Below are 17,729 nucleotides of genomic sequence, written 5' to 3'. Positions count from 1 at the left end.
CAAAAGTAGATTCTATGCAAACATAGGATTATCAACAGCAAACATTTGCTGATCTTCAAGACGATACGCCATTAATTGATTGCCCCAGACACAACCACCGTCAACATTCTGAATATGCGCAGATATTGTTTTGCCCTGTAAGGCAGCCCAATGTCCAAAAATGACTTGATGAGTTTGAGCAGCTTTTGACTCATATTCAAACCATGGCTGATAGCCAGCTGGCATCGGCTCATCTAAAGCGTCTTTAAAACTAAATTCAAGTCGACCCTCTGGATCAGTCAAACGCATACGGGTTAGATAATTCACGATACATCGTAAGCGCTCATATCCTGTTAAATCATCTGACCATAATGTAGGTTCTTTACCATACATTTCTTTCAAAAATGCATCCAGAACATCAAAATCATCATGCGCAATAACCGTTTCAACCTCTTGAGCAAACTGTTTCACTTGCTCTACTGTCCAAATATGTGGAATACCCGCATGTGTAATGACAATATTTTCATTTGGACATAAACATAAGGGTTGTTTGCGTAACCAGTCGATTAAATCATCACTGTCAATCGCATCAATCACATCACGAGTATTGTCTTTCTCTTTAATATCTTTAATGCCCCTTGCGCCCGCTAACAAGGTCAAATCATGATTACCCAAGACTGTCGCAGCAACGCCTCGATCGACCAGTTTCTTGATAAAACGTAAAGCGCCAATCGAGTTTTCACCACGTGCGACTAAATCACCCGCAAACCATAAAAAATCCTGATCAGGATCAAATTTGATTTCCTTGAGTAACATTTTCAAAGCTTCAAAACAGCCCTGAACATCACCAATCACGTAATTATATCGAATGTTTTCACCAGCCATTTATGCATCTACCATTTGATCTGCAAGTGCAACAAATTGAGCAAGTGTTAATGTTTCTGGACGCGCCATTGGATCAACACCAGCTTTTTCAAATCCTTCCTCTTGCAACATGCCTTTTAAACTGTTGCGAAGTGTCTTACGGCGTTGTGTAAATACATGGGAGACTAAACGTGCCAAGGCTTTTTCATTCTTCGCCACTATTGGCTTTACATCATACGGCTCTAAGCGAAATACCGCAGAAGTTACTTTGGGTGGTGGGTTGAACGAACCTGGTGGCACTTCAAACAAGAATGTCGGTTTACAGTAGTACTGAATCATGACTGATAAACGACCATATTCTTTGGTATTTGGTGATGCCGTAATACGATCGACCACTTCTTTTTGCAACATGAAGTGCATGTCTTTGACTTTGTCACCAAACTCTAAGAGATGAAATAACAAAGGTGTAGAAATGTTATAAGGTAAGTTACCGACAACACGCAACGGACGACCATCAAACAATTCAGTGAAGTCGTAGCGTAAAGCATCAGTTTCCACAATAGTTAAACGTTCAGGATGCGGTACACGACCCGGTAATCCAGCTGCTAAATCACGGTCTAACTCAATGACAGTCAAAGCATCACATTCACCAATTAAAGGCGATGTTAAAGCAGCAAGACCTGGACCAATTTCAACAATATTGTCACCAGTACGCGGGTTCACCGAACGCACAATTTTGGCAATGACACGTTGGTCATGTAAGAAGTTTTGACCAAAACGCTTACGCGTGTGATGCCCTTCATCTTTCGGGTTTAAGGCATTAATCTGATACATAAAGATTTCCAACGTGTAATTAAGACAAGATCACTGACGCGCTAAATCGAGCGCTAAGTCCACAGCCACATGTAAGCTCGAGCTTTTCGCAAGTCCAGTACCTGCGAGGGAGAGTGCTGTGCCATGATCGACAGAGGTGCGAATAAACGGCAAGCCCAAAGTAATATTAATGGCTTCACCAAATCCTTGCGATTTTAACACAGGTAATCCCTGATCGTGATACATGGCTAAAACTGCATCGGCATCTTTTAAATTTTCTGGTGTAAATAAGGTATCTGCAGGCAGACATAAACTCATGTCTATCCCTTGCGCACGATAGCGTTCAAGTACAGGATTAATCACTTCGATCTCCTCCACTCCTAAATAACCATCTTCACCTGCATGAGGATTTAAACCGCACACCAAAATTTTGGGAGATTCGATTTTAAATTTTGATTTTAAATCATGAATCAGAATGTCGATGACCTGATGCAAGCGCTCAGCTGTAATCGCATCCGCAACCGCACGAAGGGGTAAGTGCGTGGTTGCAAGTGCAACACGTAAGGTTTTGGTTGCCAGCATCATGACCACGCGTAACACACCAGCAAACTCTTGGTAAAACTCAGTGTGACCACTGAAATGAATACCTGCCTCATTAATCACTGACTTTTGTACAGGTGCTGTCGCCACGCCAACGCTTTTACCTGACATCGCATAATCTGCAGAACGGCGGAGTTGCTCTAAGACATAACTCGCATTTTGAGCATTTAACTCACCCAGTACTACTCTTTCATTTAAAGGAATATGTTCCACATAAAGCTGACCCACTTTTGACGATGTTTGTTGCCCTTGATACTCAATCACTTCAACTTCAAGATGAAGTATTTCTGCACGTTGCTTGAGCATTTGTATATCAGCAAGCACGACGAGTGGACGCTCATCCAGACGTTGCGCAAGGCTTAAACAGATATCAGGACCAATTCCAGCAGGCTCACCGCTGGTGACATACAAAGGAAGCATAACGATCATCATTCAAGGATTTTTATTATTTTAATACAGATCGAATGTGCGATGTTCAACAATCCCAAAATGGTAAAATCTTAGCCCTCTGATTTTTTAATCGTTCTTTTGAGTCTTTTAGCGCCAATCCATACGAAATCTTGCATCTAATAGACCAATTGCATGAGCCATCTCGGATACACATACAATCACGATAACGAGGAACAAACCTAACAAAAGAATCCGTCCAATCGTTGAACGCACTGAATAAAACGCTGAGTCTTTAATGCACAAGAAACCAAAGCCACCGATTGAATAAATAAACCAAGGGAAAATCATAAAATGTGCATACATTGAATATATAAGAATGACACTTAAAACATCGATTCCATAAATAGTGCCAAACACAATGCCTAACGCTAAATATATTCCGAGAAAAATGAATAAAAATCCGGTCAAAAATTTCGTCACCTTGCTCACTTTGATTTGATCATGGCGTGAAGATAAATCTGAATGATGAACAGGAGGAGAGAAACGATCATTATTATTTAATGAACTCATCAAAACTCCGAGCTATTATTATGATTATTTCCTCATTCTAAAAGAAATTGATTAAATAAACCGCTATACTTTTCAATCTAAATTAAATAGAATATGCTCCTCGAAATCTTAATATTTTGATTGTGGTTCTAGTGTTTTTCCGCTAGAATTCGCTCTCCTTTTTGTTTGGACAGATTCCACCGTCCAAACCAACTATAATAGGTAGTGGTTAATGAAAACTCTCAGCGCTAAGCCAGCTGAAGTTCAACACGACTGGTACGTTGTTGATGCTTCTGGCAAAACTTTAGGTCGTCTTGCGACTGAAATCGCACGTCGTTTACGCGGTAAGCACAAAACTTCTTATACTCCTCACGTTGACACTGGTGATTACATCGTAATTATCAATGCTGAGCAAGTTCAAGTAACTGGTAATAAGTCACTTGATAAGAAATACTATCGCCACACTGGTTTCCCTGGTGGTATCCGTGAAACTAACTTTGAAAAATTAGTTGCTCACAAGCCAGAAGAAATCTTCCAACGCGCTGTAAAAGGCATGTTGCCAAAAGGTCCTCTTGGTTATGCTATGATCAAGAAAATGAAAGTGTATGCTGGTGCTGAGCATCCTCACACAGCTCAACAGCCACAAGTTTTGGACATCTAAGGGATACAGCACATGGCTACTAACTATGGTACAGGTCGCCGTAAGACCGCAACTGCACGTGTTTTCCTATCTGCTGGTACTGGTAAACTCGTTATTAACAACCGTTCTTTAGAACAATACTTCGGTCGTGAAACTGCTCGTATGGTTGTACGTCAACCACTTGAGCTTTTAGATGCTACTGAGAAATATGACCTTTACATCACTGTTGCTGGTGGTGGTATCGGTGGTCAAGCTGGCGCAATCCGTCACGGTATTACTCGTGCATTGATCGCTGCTGACGAAACTTTAAAACCTGCTCTTCGTCAAGCTGGTTTCGTTACTCGTGATGCTCGTGAAGTTGAACGTAAGAAACTTGGTTTACGTAAAGCTCGTAAACGTCCACAATTCTCTAAACGTTAATTCGTTTTCCGAATTCGGACAAAAAAACCTTGGCTTATGCCAAGGTTTTTTTTCATCTTTATATTTTCCCTTACTCATGAAAATCAGTCGTACACGATACTTTAAAATGAATATTAAACTCTGATATCAATAAAAAGATGCTAGTTTTTATTGCTCTATTTTGACTGACTTAAACAAACATATGCTTAATCATCTATCCCAATTTGAGGATTGTTAACTTTTTATAACTTCATTAAAAAATACTTTCATGCAGTTTTTTAAATTAAGGGGATAAAAATGTTAAATAGGGAAATATGTTTATCATTCGCCGTAGCCGCTACAATATTAGGTACATCCAATATTGCACAAGCAAATAACTCACAATCGATAGATGCTTTAGCCGTGTGCTGGCAATCCAATACGGGTAAGCATGTTTGTGATGGACCCATACAAAGATTAATGTCTTCATATGAAAACATAAATAAAGCATTAGAGTTAGTTGGATGCTCAGATGGATACCCTGTACAAAATAACAGTCTGGTACATCGATCTTTAGGTCAAAAATTCTCAGTGGTTTACAAGTGTGGCTATAAACTTAGACCAGGCGACACAAGTGCATTAACTAACAATCGCGACGTCCGTCAATGGTGGAGTGGAATCATACATTAGTGAACAAGGCCGATTTAAAGATCGGCTTTTTACATCGCTTTGGATAAAAAAGTTAAAGATTGAATTTCAACAATGCAAGGATAGAAGTTAATAAAAAACGTTCCAGACATAAATACGAATCAATATAAAATCCAAGTGTTTTAATATGCATCGCTCATTAAACGATGATTTTAGCGTGCTTTTTTAGTATCCTTATCTATTCATTAATACTTTGATTGGAATATGTCAGTCGAAACCACCCCATTACAAGGCATCACCATTTATAGTCATGCAGATGACTTTCGATCGCATTGGATTCGCTTCTTACTGGCAGAAAAACAAATTAAACACAATTTATTTATTGTCGACGAAGACAACGAGGATCTTGCGAGTTTAAATCCATACAATCGACTCCCGATGATGATTGAAAATGAGTTAAAACTTTTCAATACATCCATCATTTCTGAATATTTAGATGATCGCTATCGTCAGAATAAGTTATATGCAGATGCTCCTGCTCCACGTGCAGAACAACGCCAATATATATGGCGTTTTGAAAATGACTGGTTAAAACTTGCAGATGATATGTTGCGCCACCCAGACACACTTGATGTTGACGCACAAAAGGCAGCTCAAAAAAAGTTAAAAGATACGCTTATCTCGCTGACACCTTTGTTTCAGCACTATCCTTATTTCATGTCTGAACAATTTACAATTTTAGATTGCATGTTGGCACCGATTTTTATACGGTTAAGAACGATGGGTATTGAGCTTCCAAAGCAACAATGCCGCCCGTTTTATTTATATTGCCAGCGTGTTTTCAGTCGTCCAGCCTTCCTTAAGTCCATGACGGTTCAGGAAAAAAATCGTTATAGTCCTGAATTAAAATCCGCTTAAAAAAGCAAAAGAGTGAGTCACATGTCTGATCAAGAAATCAAATTAAGTCCAACTCGCCCGTATTTAGCACGTGCGATTTATGAATGGATTTGCGATAACAATCTCACCCCATATCTACTGGTAGATGCCACACAGCCTTATACCGATGTACCTACACAGTTCGTTCAAGACGGTCAGATTGTTTTAAATATCGTGCCACATGCTGTGCATCAACTACACATGAGCAATGAAGCGATTACCTTTTCTGCACGTTTTGGTGGTGTTTCCAAAGATATTTATGTGCCAATCAATGCTGTACTCGGGTTATATGCAAAAGAAAATGGTCAAGGATTATTCTTTGATCCTGATGAATATGCCAATGCACAAACGGATGAAAATCCGATAGAATCTAAACAGCAACAAAATCAAGAAAATGAAGCACCAAAGAAAAAACCGAGTTTAAGAATTTTGGATTAAAAACTTACAGGAGAGTTGAATGGCTTTTGATTTAGTACAATATTTTGTTGAGCAGACCAAAATTCAAAAGCCTCAGCTGTTGAAACAGTATCCAGCTGAACAACGGCATGAATATCTCAATGAATTAAATATCTTAGCTTTAGGTAAACTCATCAGCCTATGGCGTAAAGACGAAAAAAAAATATACCAAGAAATTCATGCCGCTGACCAACTTTATATTCAAGAAGTCGCACGGCATTTGACGACATCTCAACATAATCAGTCTACGCTGTCTCATCAAGAACTTGAAACTGCGACATCAGAGATTTTGACCTTACAGCTTAATGAACTTAAACAACTTGATGTAACAGGTCATTATCAACTACAAGGCATGAATGAATTACTTCAGGGTCAAGTTGAACATCTCTCTGGTAAAGCAAAAGATTGGGTTTGGCTAACAAATAACCTAAATGAGTTGATTGGTTCTCAACCTGTCATTCAAGAAGAGATATCATTAGACCAAACGATGAAGGAGTTTCATGACATGGTCAATCAAGTTCAACATGATCACCACGATGTTGCTGAGCCAGAAGTAGTGGCTACACCAACTTGGGCAAAAGTTTTAGAACCTGTAGTTGCGATTGCAATTCTTTGGGTGCTTTACTGTGCCGTACAAACAGTATTTGCATAAATCCGGTCATAAAAAAAGCCATCGTTAGATGGCTTTTTTTATTGCTTATTCAGCATCAACCTCAATATTCATCAAGATTTGACGTTTTTTCACTTGCTGACCAACTTGCCCTACGATTTCACCCACAACACCGTCCACATCTGACTTAATTTGCTGTTGGATTTTCATCGCTTCAAGAATCAATAATGTTTGCCCTTTTGTTACACGCTCTCCAGGTTGAGCAATGACATTTATAATTGCACCATCCATTGGGGCACGAATTTTACCATCCCCTGCCACATCGGCAGTCTCAGGTGGTAAATAGGTAATATTTTCCACCATGATGTTGCCATTCGCGCGATCTAAATAAACGAAATTACCATCAAGAACATAGTCGATTCGACGTCGAATTCCATGAATGCTATAAATCAATTGCTGTGTATTTTGCGCTACAACCTCAATCGACTGGCTTTCACCACAGATTTCAACACTCACTGAACGACCATCACGATGCACAATGAGATCTAACTTTTGATCATCATATCTAAGTTTCAGTGGCAAAGCTGAAGAAACCCCTGTGTTCCAATCTGTTTGCGCAGATGCATTTGTCAACAACGCTGCAACCAATGCTAAGCTTTCTAAATTTAGACTCTGCTTATTCAAACTCACATCACTTTGGAAATGCTGTTGAATAAAACCAGTATTAACATCACCTTCCACCACAAGTGGATGACGTAATAAGTTAACTAAGAACTCCTTATTACTGTTTACACCTAACAGTACAGAATCATTTACGGCACGAGCAAGTAAACGGATCGCATCAGTACGTGTTTTACCATGTACGATGATTTTAGCCACCATTGGATCGTAGAATGGGCTAACTTCATCAGTTGGCATCATGCCGTGGTCGATACGTACACCTTCTAAATCTGCAGGTTGCCAACGCAATACTTTACCTGTTTGTGGTAAGAAGTCTTGGCGTGGGTCTTCTGCATATAAACGCACTTCAATGGCATGGCCATTCATGGTCAATTCTTCTTGCTTGAGTGGTAAAGTCTCACCATTTGCCACACGAAGTTGCCATTCAACAAGATCAAGACCTGTAATCATCTCAGTAACAGGATGCTCTACTTGTAGACGTGTGTTCATTTCTAAGAAATAGAACTCACCTGATTGGTCAAGTAAGAATTCAACTGTACCTGCACCCACGTAGTTACATGCTTTAGCGGCTGCAACTGCGGCATTCCCCATCGCTTGACGTGTTTCTTCTGTAAGAACTGGACATGGTGCTTCTTCAACCACTTTTTGGTGACGACGTTGAATCGAGCAATCACGTTCAAATAAATACACGTAGTTACCATGCGTATCACCAAACACTTGGATTTCCACGTGGCGAGGTGCAATCACTGCTTTCTCGATAATCAACTCACCCGAACCGAAGGCATTTTCTGCTTCAGAACGTGCCGTTTTTAAAGCTTCAAGCAAGTCCACTTCTTGGTGAACAAGACGCATACCACGTCCACCACCACCTGCTGATGCTTTTACCATCAGTGGGAAGCCTACTTTCTTCGCTTGATCTGCTAAAAAGTCGATATCTTGTTGGTCGCCTTCATAACCCGGTACACATGGTACGCCTGCTTCGATCATGGCGATTTTAGACAAACGCTTGCTACCCATGAGCTCAATCGCACCTGCAGGTGGACCGATAAAGATAATGCCATTTTCTGCACATGCTGCAGCAAAATCAGTATTTTCTGATAAGAAGCCATAACCCGGATGCACCGCATCTGCGCCAGTTTTCTTACATGCTTCGATAATATTTGGAATCGATAAATAAGATTCTGATACTTTTGAAGGACCGATATAAACCGCTTCATCTGCGACTTGTACGTGACGCGCATTTTTGTCGGCATCTGAGTACACAGCAACGGTTTCGTAACCTAAGGCTTTTGCTGTACGCATCACACGAGCAGCAATTTCACCACGGTTTGCAACTAATACTTTTGTAAACGCCATAGTTCCACCAATTTTTTAGGCTCCTCTTATTTTGAGGAGCGTATCCTTTTTAATTCACATTCATACAGGCGTTGGAATGTGGTTTATTCTGCCCAGCTTGGTTGGCGTTTTTGAATAAACGCCATTGTGCCTTCGATCCCTTCTGCGCTTGCCACGGCATCTGCAAATTGACGTGCTGCATCATCAAGTAACGGCCCCAATTCTTCTTTGGTGGTACGATGTAATAATGCTTTTGTTGCACGAGATGCCAATGGTGCACAACGTTTAATTTGGGTAATGGTTTCTTCAAGTGCTGATGCAAGTTCAACTTCATCTTCAACCACTTGATGCACAATCCCCACCTCTAAAGCGGTTTGACCCTTAAAGCGCATACCTAATAAGGCTAAACGACGTGCTTGAGTTAAGCCAACACGTGTCACCACAAACGGTGCAATTTGTGCAGGTAAAATCCCTAGACCAGTTTCTGGTAAGCCAAATTGTGCTTCTGCATGCGCAATTGCAACGTCTGAAACACATGCCAAACCGAAACCACCACCGAGTACAGCACCTTCAAGTACAGCCACAACCGTTTGCGGCGCTTGATCCACTTGCTCAATCAACGCACCAAAGGTACGGTTAAATTCGGTATATGGTGTGTTGTTTCCCACTTCCATCGCTTTAGCACGGATCGCTGCCATATCTTTGATATTACCACCTGCACAGAAGTGACCGCCTTTACCACGCAAAATCACTGCGCGTACAGACACATCATCTTTGATCGCAGCAAATACCGCTTGCATCGATTGCACCATTTTTAAGCTCATCGCATTACGGCTTTCAGGATGGTTTAACCATAAAGTTAAAATGCCACCGTCTTGCTCTAGGATGATGCTGCCATCAACTTCTAAATTGGCAATTGAACTTGATAATGTCATCTCAGATCTCCTGCTTATTTTTTCTTGCCAGGAAGGATGTCCATCATCTTACAGATAATGCCAAGCATGATTTCATCCGCACCACCGCCAATCGAAACTAAACGACCATCACGGTAGAATTGTGCTGCTGGGTTGTCTGCCATAAAGCCGTTACCACCCCAGAACTGTAAGCAACTATCTGCAACTTCACGTGTTAAGCGACCTGCTTTTAGTTTTGCCATAGACGCCATTTGCGTCACATTTTCGCCTTCGATATGAAGTTCACAAGCACGATAGGTTAATGCTTTAAGTGCTTCAATCTCAGTCATTAACTCGGCAAAACGGAAATGAATATATTGGTTGTCAATTAACGGCTGACCAAATGTGGTACGCTCTTTAGTGTACTGAATTGTTTTTTCGATACATTGCAACATACCACCCATGGCGTTAGCAGCACCCCACATACGCTCTTCTTGGAACTGAAGCATTTGCATCATAAAGCCCATGCCTTCTTGACCCACTAAGTTACGCTGTGGCACACGTACGTTGTCAAAGAACACCTGTGCAGTGGTACTTGAACGCATACCTAACTTGTCTAATGGCTCAGAGAATGTAATACCCGGTGTATTTGCAGGAACCACAATCATTGATTTGTTAAAGTGTGGCTTACCATCAGAGGTATTCGCTAATAAACAGAAGAAGTCTGCTTGTAGAGAGTTTGTAATCCACATTTTGTGACCATTGATGATGTAATCATCACCATCTTTAGTTGCTGTGGTTTTTAGTGCTGCAACGTCAGAACCTGCTTGAACCTCAGATACTGCAATCGCTGCAACTTTTTCACCTGCAACTGCTGGCGTTAAAAACTCATCACGTAACTCTTTAGAACCAAAACGTGCAATCGCAGGCGTTGCCATATCGGTTTGTACACCCATCGCAAGTGCAACACCACCAACATTGATACGACCTAATTCTTCTGCAACCACCAAGTTATAAGAATAATCGAGTGCCAAACCGCCATTTTCTTCAGGTTTACAGATACCCAATAAACCCAAATCACCCATTTTTTTGAATACTTCGTGGATTGGGAAACGACCTGCTTTTTCCCATTCTGCTGTATATGGGTTAATTTCGTTTTCTACAAATTGACGTGTTGTACGGCGTAGCGCTTCATGTTCTTCAGTAAATTTCATTTTTATCTTCCTTAAAATTTCAATATTTGTTTTTAATCTTTAATCTCCCTTGCGAAGCCATGCTTCTCACCACTTTAAAAAGAGGGGGAATTCCTCACTTTTCACAGGGATGAAGAATATATTCCGCAAGAGGGATTTATTAGAATCTTGGCACACCAAAACGTGTTGGATTCAACTCACGTGCTTGTGATTCATTAATCGTTTGCAATAAGAAAATCAGCAATTTACGTGTATCACGTGGATCTATAATGCCATCATCATGCAACATCGCTGTGTTGAATAATGCAGTCGATTGCGACTCTAATTTCATTGCTGTTGATTGTTCTAAGAAGTCCAACATTTGCTCATTGGGCTCCATGCCAGATTCACGTTGTTTCGCTTCCGCAACAATACGAAGTACCTTACCTGCTTGCGCACCACCCATCACCGCAACACGAGAGTTCGGCCATGAGAAAATAAATTGTGGGCCAAGTGGACGACCACACATTGCATAGTTACCTGCACCATATGAACCATGGGCAATGATCGAGATCTTCGGCACTGTACAGTTGGCAACAGCTTGGATCAGTTTAGAACCATGCTTAATGATGCCGTTTTGTTCTGCATCTGTACCCACCATAAAGCCTGTAGTGTTATGCAAGAATAAAATCGGGCGACGTGTTTGTTCACATAACTGAATAAACTGCGCTGCTTTTGCTGCACCTTGTGGGGTAATTGGGCCATTATTGGTAATGATGCCTAAATGCATACCACCAATTTGCGACCAACCACATACCGTATGTGAGTCATACTCATTTTTAAATTCGAAGAAATCAGAATCATCAACAATACGTGCAATGATTTCTTTCATATCCAATGGTTGTTTTGGATCTGATGGAATGATGCCAAGTAATTCTTCTGCTGAATAACGTGGCTCTTTATATTCTGGTGTTTCAAGCTTAACTTGCTCTTTCCAGTTTAAATGCTTAAAGATTTCACGTGCGATACGGATACCATCGGCATCATTTTCTGCCAAGTATTCTGCTGTACCTGCGACTTGAGCATGCATTTCCGCACCGCCCAATTCTTCAGCAGTTGCGACTTCACCTGTTGCAGCCAATAACAATGGCGGACCTGCAAGCAACATTTCAGTTTGCTTACGTACAGTAATCACATAATCAGAAAGACCCGGTTGGTATGCACCACCTGCTGTTGCGTTACCATGGACTACAGAAACTTGTGGAATCCCTTTTGCAGATAAACGTGCTTGGTTGGCAAATGTTGTACCACCGGCAGTAAATACTTCTGCTGCGTAGTTTAAGTTTGCACCACCACTTTCTGCCAAAGTAATGATTGGTAATTTTTGCTCTAACGCAATTTGGTGTAAACGAAGGCTTTTGTGTACACCCATTGGGGCAATCGTACCGCCTTTGATCGCACTGTTATTGGCAGCCACCATACAACGTGTACCATTTACAAAACCAATCCCTGCAATGATCCCGCCACCTGCTTCTGAACCATCTTTATCATCATGCATCTTGTAACCCACAAGACCACACAACTCTACAAATGGAGAATCTGCATCGAGCAACATACGTACACGCTCATGCGGTAAAATCTTTCCTTTTTTATCAAACTTAGGCTTAGCTTTATAAGAACGATCTAGCGCACTTTTTTGAATCGCTCGAATCTCTTCGATTTGCTCGAGCAATTTCGCTTTATTCTGTTCAAATACTTCGCTTCCTACTGCAACTTCGGACTGAATCACTGCCATTCCGTTTCCTCCTTGTTCCTTATAATCTCGATTAATTCTTTTCGTCTTTTTTCTTTAGTACATCTGGAATAAATGCACGGTGGAAGCCGTTATAAGACTCACTATTTTCTGCAGATGATAATGGGAATACGCGTGTACCTTGTGAAGCCGCACCATCAATACGTACTGTCATCCCTGAAACAAAGTTAGCAGCGTCAGATAATAGATAAACAATCGCCGAAGATACTTCCGACTCTGTTCCCATACGTTGTAAAGGCACATTGCTAGAAAGGTTAGGGATAATGAATTCTGCGACAGGGCCTGAATAGGTATCCATCCCTGATGAGATAATCCAACCCGGTGCCACACAGTTTACCCGCACACCTGATTTACCCCATTCCACCGCAGCCGTTTTGGTCAGGTTATCAACACCTGAACGTGCTGCACCTGAGTGCCCCATACCCGGCATACCGCCCCACATATCTGCTGCCATATTGACGATGGCTCCACCATTTTTTGCCATCCACTGGTTATAGGCTTCACGCATAAGATAAAAGGTCGAATGTAAGTTATTACGGATGACAGCATCAAAACCATTGGCAGAAATACTTTCTAATGTTGATGGGAACTGACCGCCTGCGTTATTCACTAAACCATCAATACGACCGAATTTTTCGATCACTTCCGCAATCATTTTTTTAACTTGTTCTTCTTCGCGGTTATCACACACGAAGCCATGTGCACGACCACCATCTTCAGTGATTTCAGCAATCACTTTTTCAAGTTTTTCGATCTTACGACCTGTAATCACCACTTGCGCACCAAGTGATGCAAGCTCATGCGCCGTACAACGACCAATGCCCGAGCCACCACCTGTGACAATCACGACTTTGCCAGCGAATGCATCATTTCTAAAAATTGATTGATAACCCATTGCGCATATTTCCATTTTTAATTGATGTAAATTGTTTTAGATTGGGGCACCATGGCGATGCCCAAATTTATGCTTACAGTAAATCTGCAGGCACTTTCACTGGCATATCTAATAATTGCTGTGCAAAGGCTTTACCTTGTGGGTCAATACGTAAACTTGCCACGCCACCACCGCCAAGTGCATCAATGAGTAAGAAGTTCATTGCATTTAAGCCCGGTAATTCATAGCGACGTACTTCGCCCCCTTCACCGCCTTCAAATACATGCTTCAAATATTCAGCAACATTGGCTTCAGTTAAAGATGCACGAATCCAAGGTAAAAATTCTGGTTTACGTGCAAGTACACCGATGTTGCTGTAGTTACCTTTATCACCACTACGTGCATGTGCAACTTGAACTAAAGGCACTTCAATTTCGTTACCAGTTAAAGTTGCCACTTCCCCTGCTGGGATGGTTGGAATTTCAGCAAGTGGCTCACCATGTGGTACAGAAACTTTATGACGCTCACCATTGATATCCACTTCAACATTTAGTTGAGATTTCTCTACCAAGAACGAGAATAATTTAATCACTGGAGATGGTTTTGGACGACCACCGACAATACCTGTTAATGCAGGTGCCATACCTGTAGAAGCTTGTGCAATCTCAGAAGCAAAGAACATACATGCTTCTTTAAACATATGTTTAACGGCAATTTTCACCACAACTTCACGTGGTTTTTCTACACGGCGGTTTGCACCATAGGTTGTTTCTGTACCTAAAATCTCAATTGATTTTTCAGTAAATGGTGGAATCGAACGAAGCGCCATTACACGCTCAACTTTATTTAAAATTGCGTTTGATACTGCATACGCTTTTTCTTCTGCATCCTGCCCTGCAAGTAAGAAGCTGACTAAAACACGGTTACCATCAGGATAGGTCGTGCTGACTTTGTAGTGTTGTGTCGGTGCTGTACCTTTTGCACCTGTCACAAGTACACGATGTTCACCGACTTGCTCAAGTTTGACTTGGCTAAAATCAGCAGTCACATCAGGCAATAAATACGCTTGTGGATGACCAATTTCATACACAATTTGCTCGCCGACAGTTCCTGTAGACACTAAACCACCTGTACCGTTTGGCTTAGTCACCACAAATGATGAATCTGCTTTTACTTCAACAATTGGGAAGCCCATATTGTCAAAGCCTTCAACCAAACGCCAATCTGTGAAGTTACCGCCAGTACATTGTGCACCACACTCAATCACATGACCTGCAAGTGCCGCTTGTGCCAATTTATCGTAATCTGCTAAATCCCATTTGTATTCATGCAATAAAGGCCCAATCACCACAGCCGAATCCACAACACGACCTGTGATCACAATGTCTGCACCTAAATCCAGAGCGTCACGAATCCCTACAGCACCCAAATAAGCATTACTACTTGCGACATGTGGAGGAAGATCCTCACCATTAAACATTTCTTTTATATTTTGTTTTTGAAGTTCAACGTGCTGATCCATTAAATCATCACCAAGTACCACCGCAACTTTCAAATCTAAACCAGCATTTTTGATCACTTCTTGAAGTGCATCACGGCATGCCAATGGATTTACACCGCCAGCATTACTTACAACTTTGATTTTCTTGTCCGCAATTTTTTTGATGAGCGGTGTCATAACACGACTAACAAAGTCCAATGCATATCCATGAGAAGGATCTTTCATTTTGGCTTTTGCCATGATAGACATGGTGATTTCTGAAAGATAATCAAATACTAAATAGTTAATATCCGACATGTGTACCAATTGAAATGCAGCTGTGTTGGTATCTCCCCAGAAACCTGAAGCACAGCCAATTTTTACAATTTTTTGTTCGTCCTGAATATTTGTCATAACCATCTCATTATTCTGTTTAGAATTTGAGCTTAATCTACCAAGCAAGCGCTTGGTTTGTAAAGAGCAAAATGTTATTATTATTTGCAAATCTGCTTATTGCGCTAAAATTTGCATGGAAGCAACGCGTTTAGAAAACAAAATAGGATAAAATAACAAGATGATCGCGACCTCTATTGACCAAATTCAACCAATAGCCTGCTTTGACGATACACCACGTGGTCGTTTACTTTTGGGGGCAGCTTATTTATTCCATAAACAAGGTTATGCCAAAACCACTGTTCGTGAACTCGCTCAGTTTATTGGTATCCAATCTGGAAGTTTATTTCATCATTTCAAAACCAAAGACGATATTTTGGCACATGTGATGGAACAAACCATCATTTACAATCACGCTTGCCTTGAAAGTGCCATATCCACTTCAGACCATCCAGAGCAACAACTCAAGGCTCTGATTAAAGCTGAACTCGATGCGATCTCTGGGGATACAGGTTCCGCTATGGCTGTATTGGTCTATGAATGGTTTTCACTTTCTGAGGAAAATCAGAAGAAACTATTAAAATTAAGAAATGATTATGAAGAGATATGGCTGAGTGTCATCAAGGTATTACATGACAAAGGCAAAATTAAGCACGATCCTTTTATCTGGCGAAGACTGATTGGTGGGTCAATCGCTTGGACCGTAACTTGGTACAATCCAGAAGGGAAAATGTCACTTGATGAGTTAACCAATATCGTCTGGGATATGGCAATGAATGCTTAACTTTATATCTGATCAATTAAAAAAGGTGGCTTTAGCCACCTTTTTATTTCTTTTAGAAGCCCAGCTGTCGGCTTGCCAAATCTTTCATAATTTCCTCAGCTCCACCGCCTATCATATTCACTTTAACTTCGCGATATATACGTTCAGATTTCATGCCACGCATAAAGCCCATGCCACCTAGTGTTTGAACGGCTGCATCAGCACAGAATTGCATAGTTTGCGTTGCTACATTTTTGAGCATACAAATTTGTGCAATCATCTCATTCCCCTGAAGTTCAGGACGACCCATTTTATATGCCGTATCTTCAAGTAAAGCACGAGTCGTTTGTAAACGTGTTGCCATATCTACCAATTTATGACGAACAACTTGATGATCTACCAAGCGTTTACCAAAAGTACGTCGCTGTTGAGCCCAATCTAGAGCTTCTTCATAACAAACTTTTGCATAACCATAACTACTCGCAGCCAAGAAAAAACGTTCCATATTGAAGTTATTCATGATAACAAAGAAGCCCATATTCTCAGGACCAATCAAATTTTTTGCAGGCACTTTAACTTGATCGAAGTGCAAATGAGCGGTATCAGACGCCCACCATCCCATTTTATCTAACTTCGTTTTTGTAATACCTGGCGTATGGGCATCAATCAGTAGCATTGAGATACCATTTGGTCCCTTTCCTTCAGGATCAGTTCGAACGGCAACAGTATAGTAATCAGCACGAATACCAGAAGTAATAAATGTTTTTTCACCACTGACTATATAGTAATCACCTTCTTTTACTGCTTTTGTTTTAAGTGCTGCAACATCAGACCCCCCTCCCGGTTCTGTTATTGCTAAAGCAGAAATCTTCTCACCTGATAAGATTTGTGGCAAAACCTCTGCTTTCACTTCTTCACTTGCAAAGCTATTGATTGGCGGTGCACCGATCATATGTGAAAGTAATGAAGCGATTAACCCTCCTGATGCAGCCTTTGCCAACTCCACACACCCCAATAAAGTATAGAATGCATCTGTATCAGGGATACCACCGTATTTTTCATCAAAACCTGATGCCATCAATCCAACTGCTGCAGCTTTTTTGTAGAGTTCTCGTGGAAAAGTTTCAGCTTCGTCCCACTCATTTACATAGGGAATAATTTCTTTTTCTACAAATTTTTTTACTGCATCGGCAAATGCAAAGTGTTCATCTGTGTAATAGATCGGATTGTATTGCATCAACTATGTCCCTGAAATTATTTAAATCCTCATAGGCATACTGACATTTATTGTTGTTTTTTTAATTGCAAGAATCATCAATCTTTTGGCATAAATTAACTGAATGGAGCTTCTTATTTAAGTTAAAAGGATTTAATTATTTTCAAATTCAATTTATATATATAAAAAAACACCCCCTTCTATTGAAGGGGGTGTTTAGAATAATGAGCTGGCGATGACTTACTC

The 17,729-nt window shown here is 40.8% G+C and carries 17 protein-coding genes; 6 read left to right on the top strand and 11 right to left on the bottom strand.

The window, feature by feature from the left end:
- Nucleotides 1-12: 12 nt before the first annotated feature.
- The 4 genes from AC1M87_RS13695 to AC1M87_RS13680 form a co-directional block, all read right to left on the bottom strand.
- On the bottom strand, nucleotides 13-864 hold the full coding sequence (locus tag AC1M87_RS13695; RefSeq protein ID WP_481594006.1) for a symmetrical bis(5'-nucleosyl)-tetraphosphatase: 852 nt from the start codon (nucleotides 862-864) through the stop codon (nucleotides 13-15).
- Nucleotides 865-1,677, bottom strand: a complete 813-nt coding sequence (gene rsmA, locus AC1M87_RS13690; RefSeq protein ID WP_035270009.1) for a 16S rRNA (adenine(1518)-N(6)/adenine(1519)-N(6))-dimethyltransferase RsmA — start codon at nucleotides 1,675-1,677, stop codon at nucleotides 865-867. It abuts the gene before it with no gap.
- Between the two features lie 30 nt (nucleotides 1,678-1,707).
- Nucleotides 1,708-2,676, bottom strand: a complete 969-nt coding sequence (pdxA, locus tag AC1M87_RS13685) for a 4-hydroxythreonine-4-phosphate dehydrogenase PdxA (protein WP_481590903.1) — start codon at nucleotides 2,674-2,676, stop codon at nucleotides 1,708-1,710.
- 117 nt (nucleotides 2,677-2,793) lie between these two features.
- On the bottom strand, nucleotides 2,794-3,216 hold the full coding sequence (locus AC1M87_RS13680) for a hypothetical protein (RefSeq protein WP_481594005.1): 423 nt from the start codon (nucleotides 3,214-3,216) through the stop codon (nucleotides 2,794-2,796).
- 211 nt (nucleotides 3,217-3,427) lie between these two features.
- Between AC1M87_RS13680 and rplM the strand changes: the two genes are divergently transcribed.
- From rplM to AC1M87_RS13655, 5 genes are all read left to right on the top strand, one after another.
- Nucleotides 3,428-3,856 (top strand): 50S ribosomal protein L13, encoded by a 429-nt coding sequence (gene rplM / locus AC1M87_RS13675; protein WP_035270016.1) that lies wholly within the window; start codon nucleotides 3,428-3,430, stop codon nucleotides 3,854-3,856.
- Between the two features lie 12 nt (nucleotides 3,857-3,868).
- Nucleotides 3,869-4,255 carry a 30S ribosomal protein S9 gene (rpsI, locus tag AC1M87_RS13670; RefSeq protein ID WP_035270019.1) on the top strand — a complete coding sequence of 129 codons (387 nt, stop codon included), beginning with the start codon at nucleotides 3,869-3,871 and terminating at the stop codon, nucleotides 4,253-4,255.
- An 870-nt stretch (nucleotides 4,256-5,125) separates the two neighbouring features.
- The gene (locus tag AC1M87_RS13665; protein WP_481589553.1) at nucleotides 5,126-5,779 is read left to right on the top strand and encodes a glutathione S-transferase N-terminal domain-containing protein; all 654 of its coding nucleotides are present in this window, start codon (nucleotides 5,126-5,128) and stop codon (nucleotides 5,777-5,779) included.
- A 21-nt stretch (nucleotides 5,780-5,800) separates the two neighbouring features.
- Nucleotides 5,801-6,235, top strand: a complete 435-nt coding sequence (locus AC1M87_RS13660; protein ID WP_035269488.1) for a ClpXP protease specificity-enhancing factor — start codon at nucleotides 5,801-5,803, stop codon at nucleotides 6,233-6,235.
- Nucleotides 6,236-6,254: 19 nt separating this feature from the next.
- Nucleotides 6,255-6,905 carry a hypothetical protein gene (locus tag AC1M87_RS13655; protein ID WP_035269490.1) on the top strand — a complete coding sequence of 217 codons (651 nt, stop codon included), beginning with the start codon at nucleotides 6,255-6,257 and terminating at the stop codon, nucleotides 6,903-6,905.
- A gap of 45 nt (nucleotides 6,906-6,950) precedes the next feature.
- Here AC1M87_RS13655 and AC1M87_RS13650 read toward each other — a convergent pair whose 3' ends face one another.
- The 6 genes from AC1M87_RS13650 to AC1M87_RS13625 form a co-directional block, all read right to left on the bottom strand.
- On the bottom strand, nucleotides 6,951-8,900 hold the full coding sequence (locus tag AC1M87_RS13650) for an acetyl/propionyl/methylcrotonyl-CoA carboxylase subunit alpha (protein ID WP_481594004.1): 1,950 nt from the start codon (nucleotides 8,898-8,900) through the stop codon (nucleotides 6,951-6,953).
- Nucleotides 8,901-8,983: 83 nt separating this feature from the next.
- On the bottom strand, nucleotides 8,984-9,814 hold the full coding sequence (locus AC1M87_RS13645) for an enoyl-CoA hydratase/isomerase family protein (RefSeq protein ID WP_481594003.1): 831 nt from the start codon (nucleotides 9,812-9,814) through the stop codon (nucleotides 8,984-8,986).
- Between the two features lie 14 nt (nucleotides 9,815-9,828).
- The gene (locus tag AC1M87_RS13640) at nucleotides 9,829-10,986 is read right to left on the bottom strand and encodes an acyl-CoA dehydrogenase family protein (protein ID WP_481594002.1); all 1,158 of its coding nucleotides are present in this window, start codon (nucleotides 10,984-10,986) and stop codon (nucleotides 9,829-9,831) included.
- 139 nt (nucleotides 10,987-11,125) lie between these two features.
- Nucleotides 11,126-12,739, bottom strand: coding sequence for an acyl-CoA carboxylase subunit beta (locus AC1M87_RS13635; RefSeq protein ID WP_179999828.1), 1,614 nt, complete (start codon nucleotides 12,737-12,739; stop codon nucleotides 11,126-11,128).
- A 31-nt stretch (nucleotides 12,740-12,770) separates the two neighbouring features.
- Nucleotides 12,771-13,652 (bottom strand): SDR family oxidoreductase, encoded by an 882-nt coding sequence (locus tag AC1M87_RS13630; protein ID WP_481594001.1) that lies wholly within the window; start codon nucleotides 13,650-13,652, stop codon nucleotides 12,771-12,773.
- A gap of 73 nt (nucleotides 13,653-13,725) precedes the next feature.
- Nucleotides 13,726-15,525, bottom strand: coding sequence for an acyclic terpene utilization AtuA family protein (locus AC1M87_RS13625; RefSeq protein ID WP_481594000.1), 1,800 nt, complete (start codon nucleotides 15,523-15,525; stop codon nucleotides 13,726-13,728).
- Nucleotides 15,526-15,685: 160 nt separating this feature from the next.
- On the opposite strand from AC1M87_RS13625, the gene AC1M87_RS13620 reads away from it, so the two are divergent.
- On the top strand, nucleotides 15,686-16,288 hold the full coding sequence (locus AC1M87_RS13620) for a TetR/AcrR family transcriptional regulator (RefSeq protein ID WP_481593999.1): 603 nt from the start codon (nucleotides 15,686-15,688) through the stop codon (nucleotides 16,286-16,288).
- A 52-nt stretch (nucleotides 16,289-16,340) separates the two neighbouring features.
- On the opposite strand, the gene AC1M87_RS13615 is transcribed toward AC1M87_RS13620, so the two are convergent.
- Nucleotides 16,341-17,504, bottom strand: a complete 1,164-nt coding sequence (locus tag AC1M87_RS13615; protein WP_481593998.1) for an acyl-CoA dehydrogenase family protein — start codon at nucleotides 17,502-17,504, stop codon at nucleotides 16,341-16,343.
- Nucleotides 17,505-17,729 lie beyond the last annotated feature (225 nt).

Source organism: Acinetobacter sp. 24-47-62, assembly GCF_056779765.1.
This window is presented reverse-complemented; position numbering and strand designations above follow the sequence as displayed.

Excerpts from the sequence above, each read along its gene's own strand:
- AC1M87_RS13695 (WP_481594006.1), bottom strand. The coding sequence starts at position 864 with ATGGCTGGTGAAAACATTCGATATAATTACGTGATTGGTGATGTTCAG.
- rsmA (WP_035270009.1), bottom strand. The coding sequence starts at position 1,677 with ATGTATCAGATTAATGCCTTAAACCCGAAAGATGAAGGGCATCACACG.
- pdxA (WP_481590903.1), bottom strand. The coding sequence starts at position 2,676 with ATGCTTCCTTTGTATGTCACCAGCGGTGAGCCTGCTGGAATTGGTCCT.
- AC1M87_RS13680 (WP_481594005.1), bottom strand. The coding sequence starts at position 3,216 with ATGAGTTCATTAAATAATAATGATCGTTTCTCTCCTCCTGTTCATCAT.
- rplM (WP_035270016.1), top strand. The coding sequence starts at position 3,428 with ATGAAAACTCTCAGCGCTAAGCCAGCTGAAGTTCAACACGACTGGTAC.
- rpsI (WP_035270019.1), top strand. The coding sequence starts at position 3,869 with ATGGCTACTAACTATGGTACAGGTCGCCGTAAGACCGCAACTGCACGT.
- AC1M87_RS13665 (WP_481589553.1), top strand. The coding sequence starts at position 5,126 with ATGTCAGTCGAAACCACCCCATTACAAGGCATCACCATTTATAGTCAT.
- AC1M87_RS13660 (WP_035269488.1), top strand. The coding sequence starts at position 5,801 with ATGTCTGATCAAGAAATCAAATTAAGTCCAACTCGCCCGTATTTAGCA.
- AC1M87_RS13655 (WP_035269490.1), top strand. The coding sequence starts at position 6,255 with ATGGCTTTTGATTTAGTACAATATTTTGTTGAGCAGACCAAAATTCAA.
- AC1M87_RS13650 (WP_481594004.1), bottom strand. The coding sequence starts at position 8,900 with ATGGCGTTTACAAAAGTATTAGTTGCAAACCGTGGTGAAATTGCTGCT.
- AC1M87_RS13645 (WP_481594003.1), bottom strand. The coding sequence starts at position 9,814 with ATGACATTATCAAGTTCAATTGCCAATTTAGAAGTTGATGGCAGCATC.
- AC1M87_RS13640 (WP_481594002.1), bottom strand. The coding sequence starts at position 10,986 with ATGAAATTTACTGAAGAACATGAAGCGCTACGCCGTACAACACGTCAA.
- AC1M87_RS13635 (WP_179999828.1), bottom strand. The coding sequence starts at position 12,739 with ATGGCAGTGATTCAGTCCGAAGTTGCAGTAGGAAGCGAAGTATTTGAA.
- AC1M87_RS13630 (WP_481594001.1), bottom strand. The coding sequence starts at position 13,652 with ATGGGTTATCAATCAATTTTTAGAAATGATGCATTCGCTGGCAAAGTC.
- AC1M87_RS13625 (WP_481594000.1), bottom strand. The coding sequence starts at position 15,525 with ATGACAAATATTCAGGACGAACAAAAAATTGTAAAAATTGGCTGTGCT.
- AC1M87_RS13620 (WP_481593999.1), top strand. The coding sequence starts at position 15,686 with ATGATCGCGACCTCTATTGACCAAATTCAACCAATAGCCTGCTTTGAC.
- AC1M87_RS13615 (WP_481593998.1), bottom strand. The coding sequence starts at position 17,504 with ATGCAATACAATCCGATCTATTACACAGATGAACACTTTGCATTTGCC.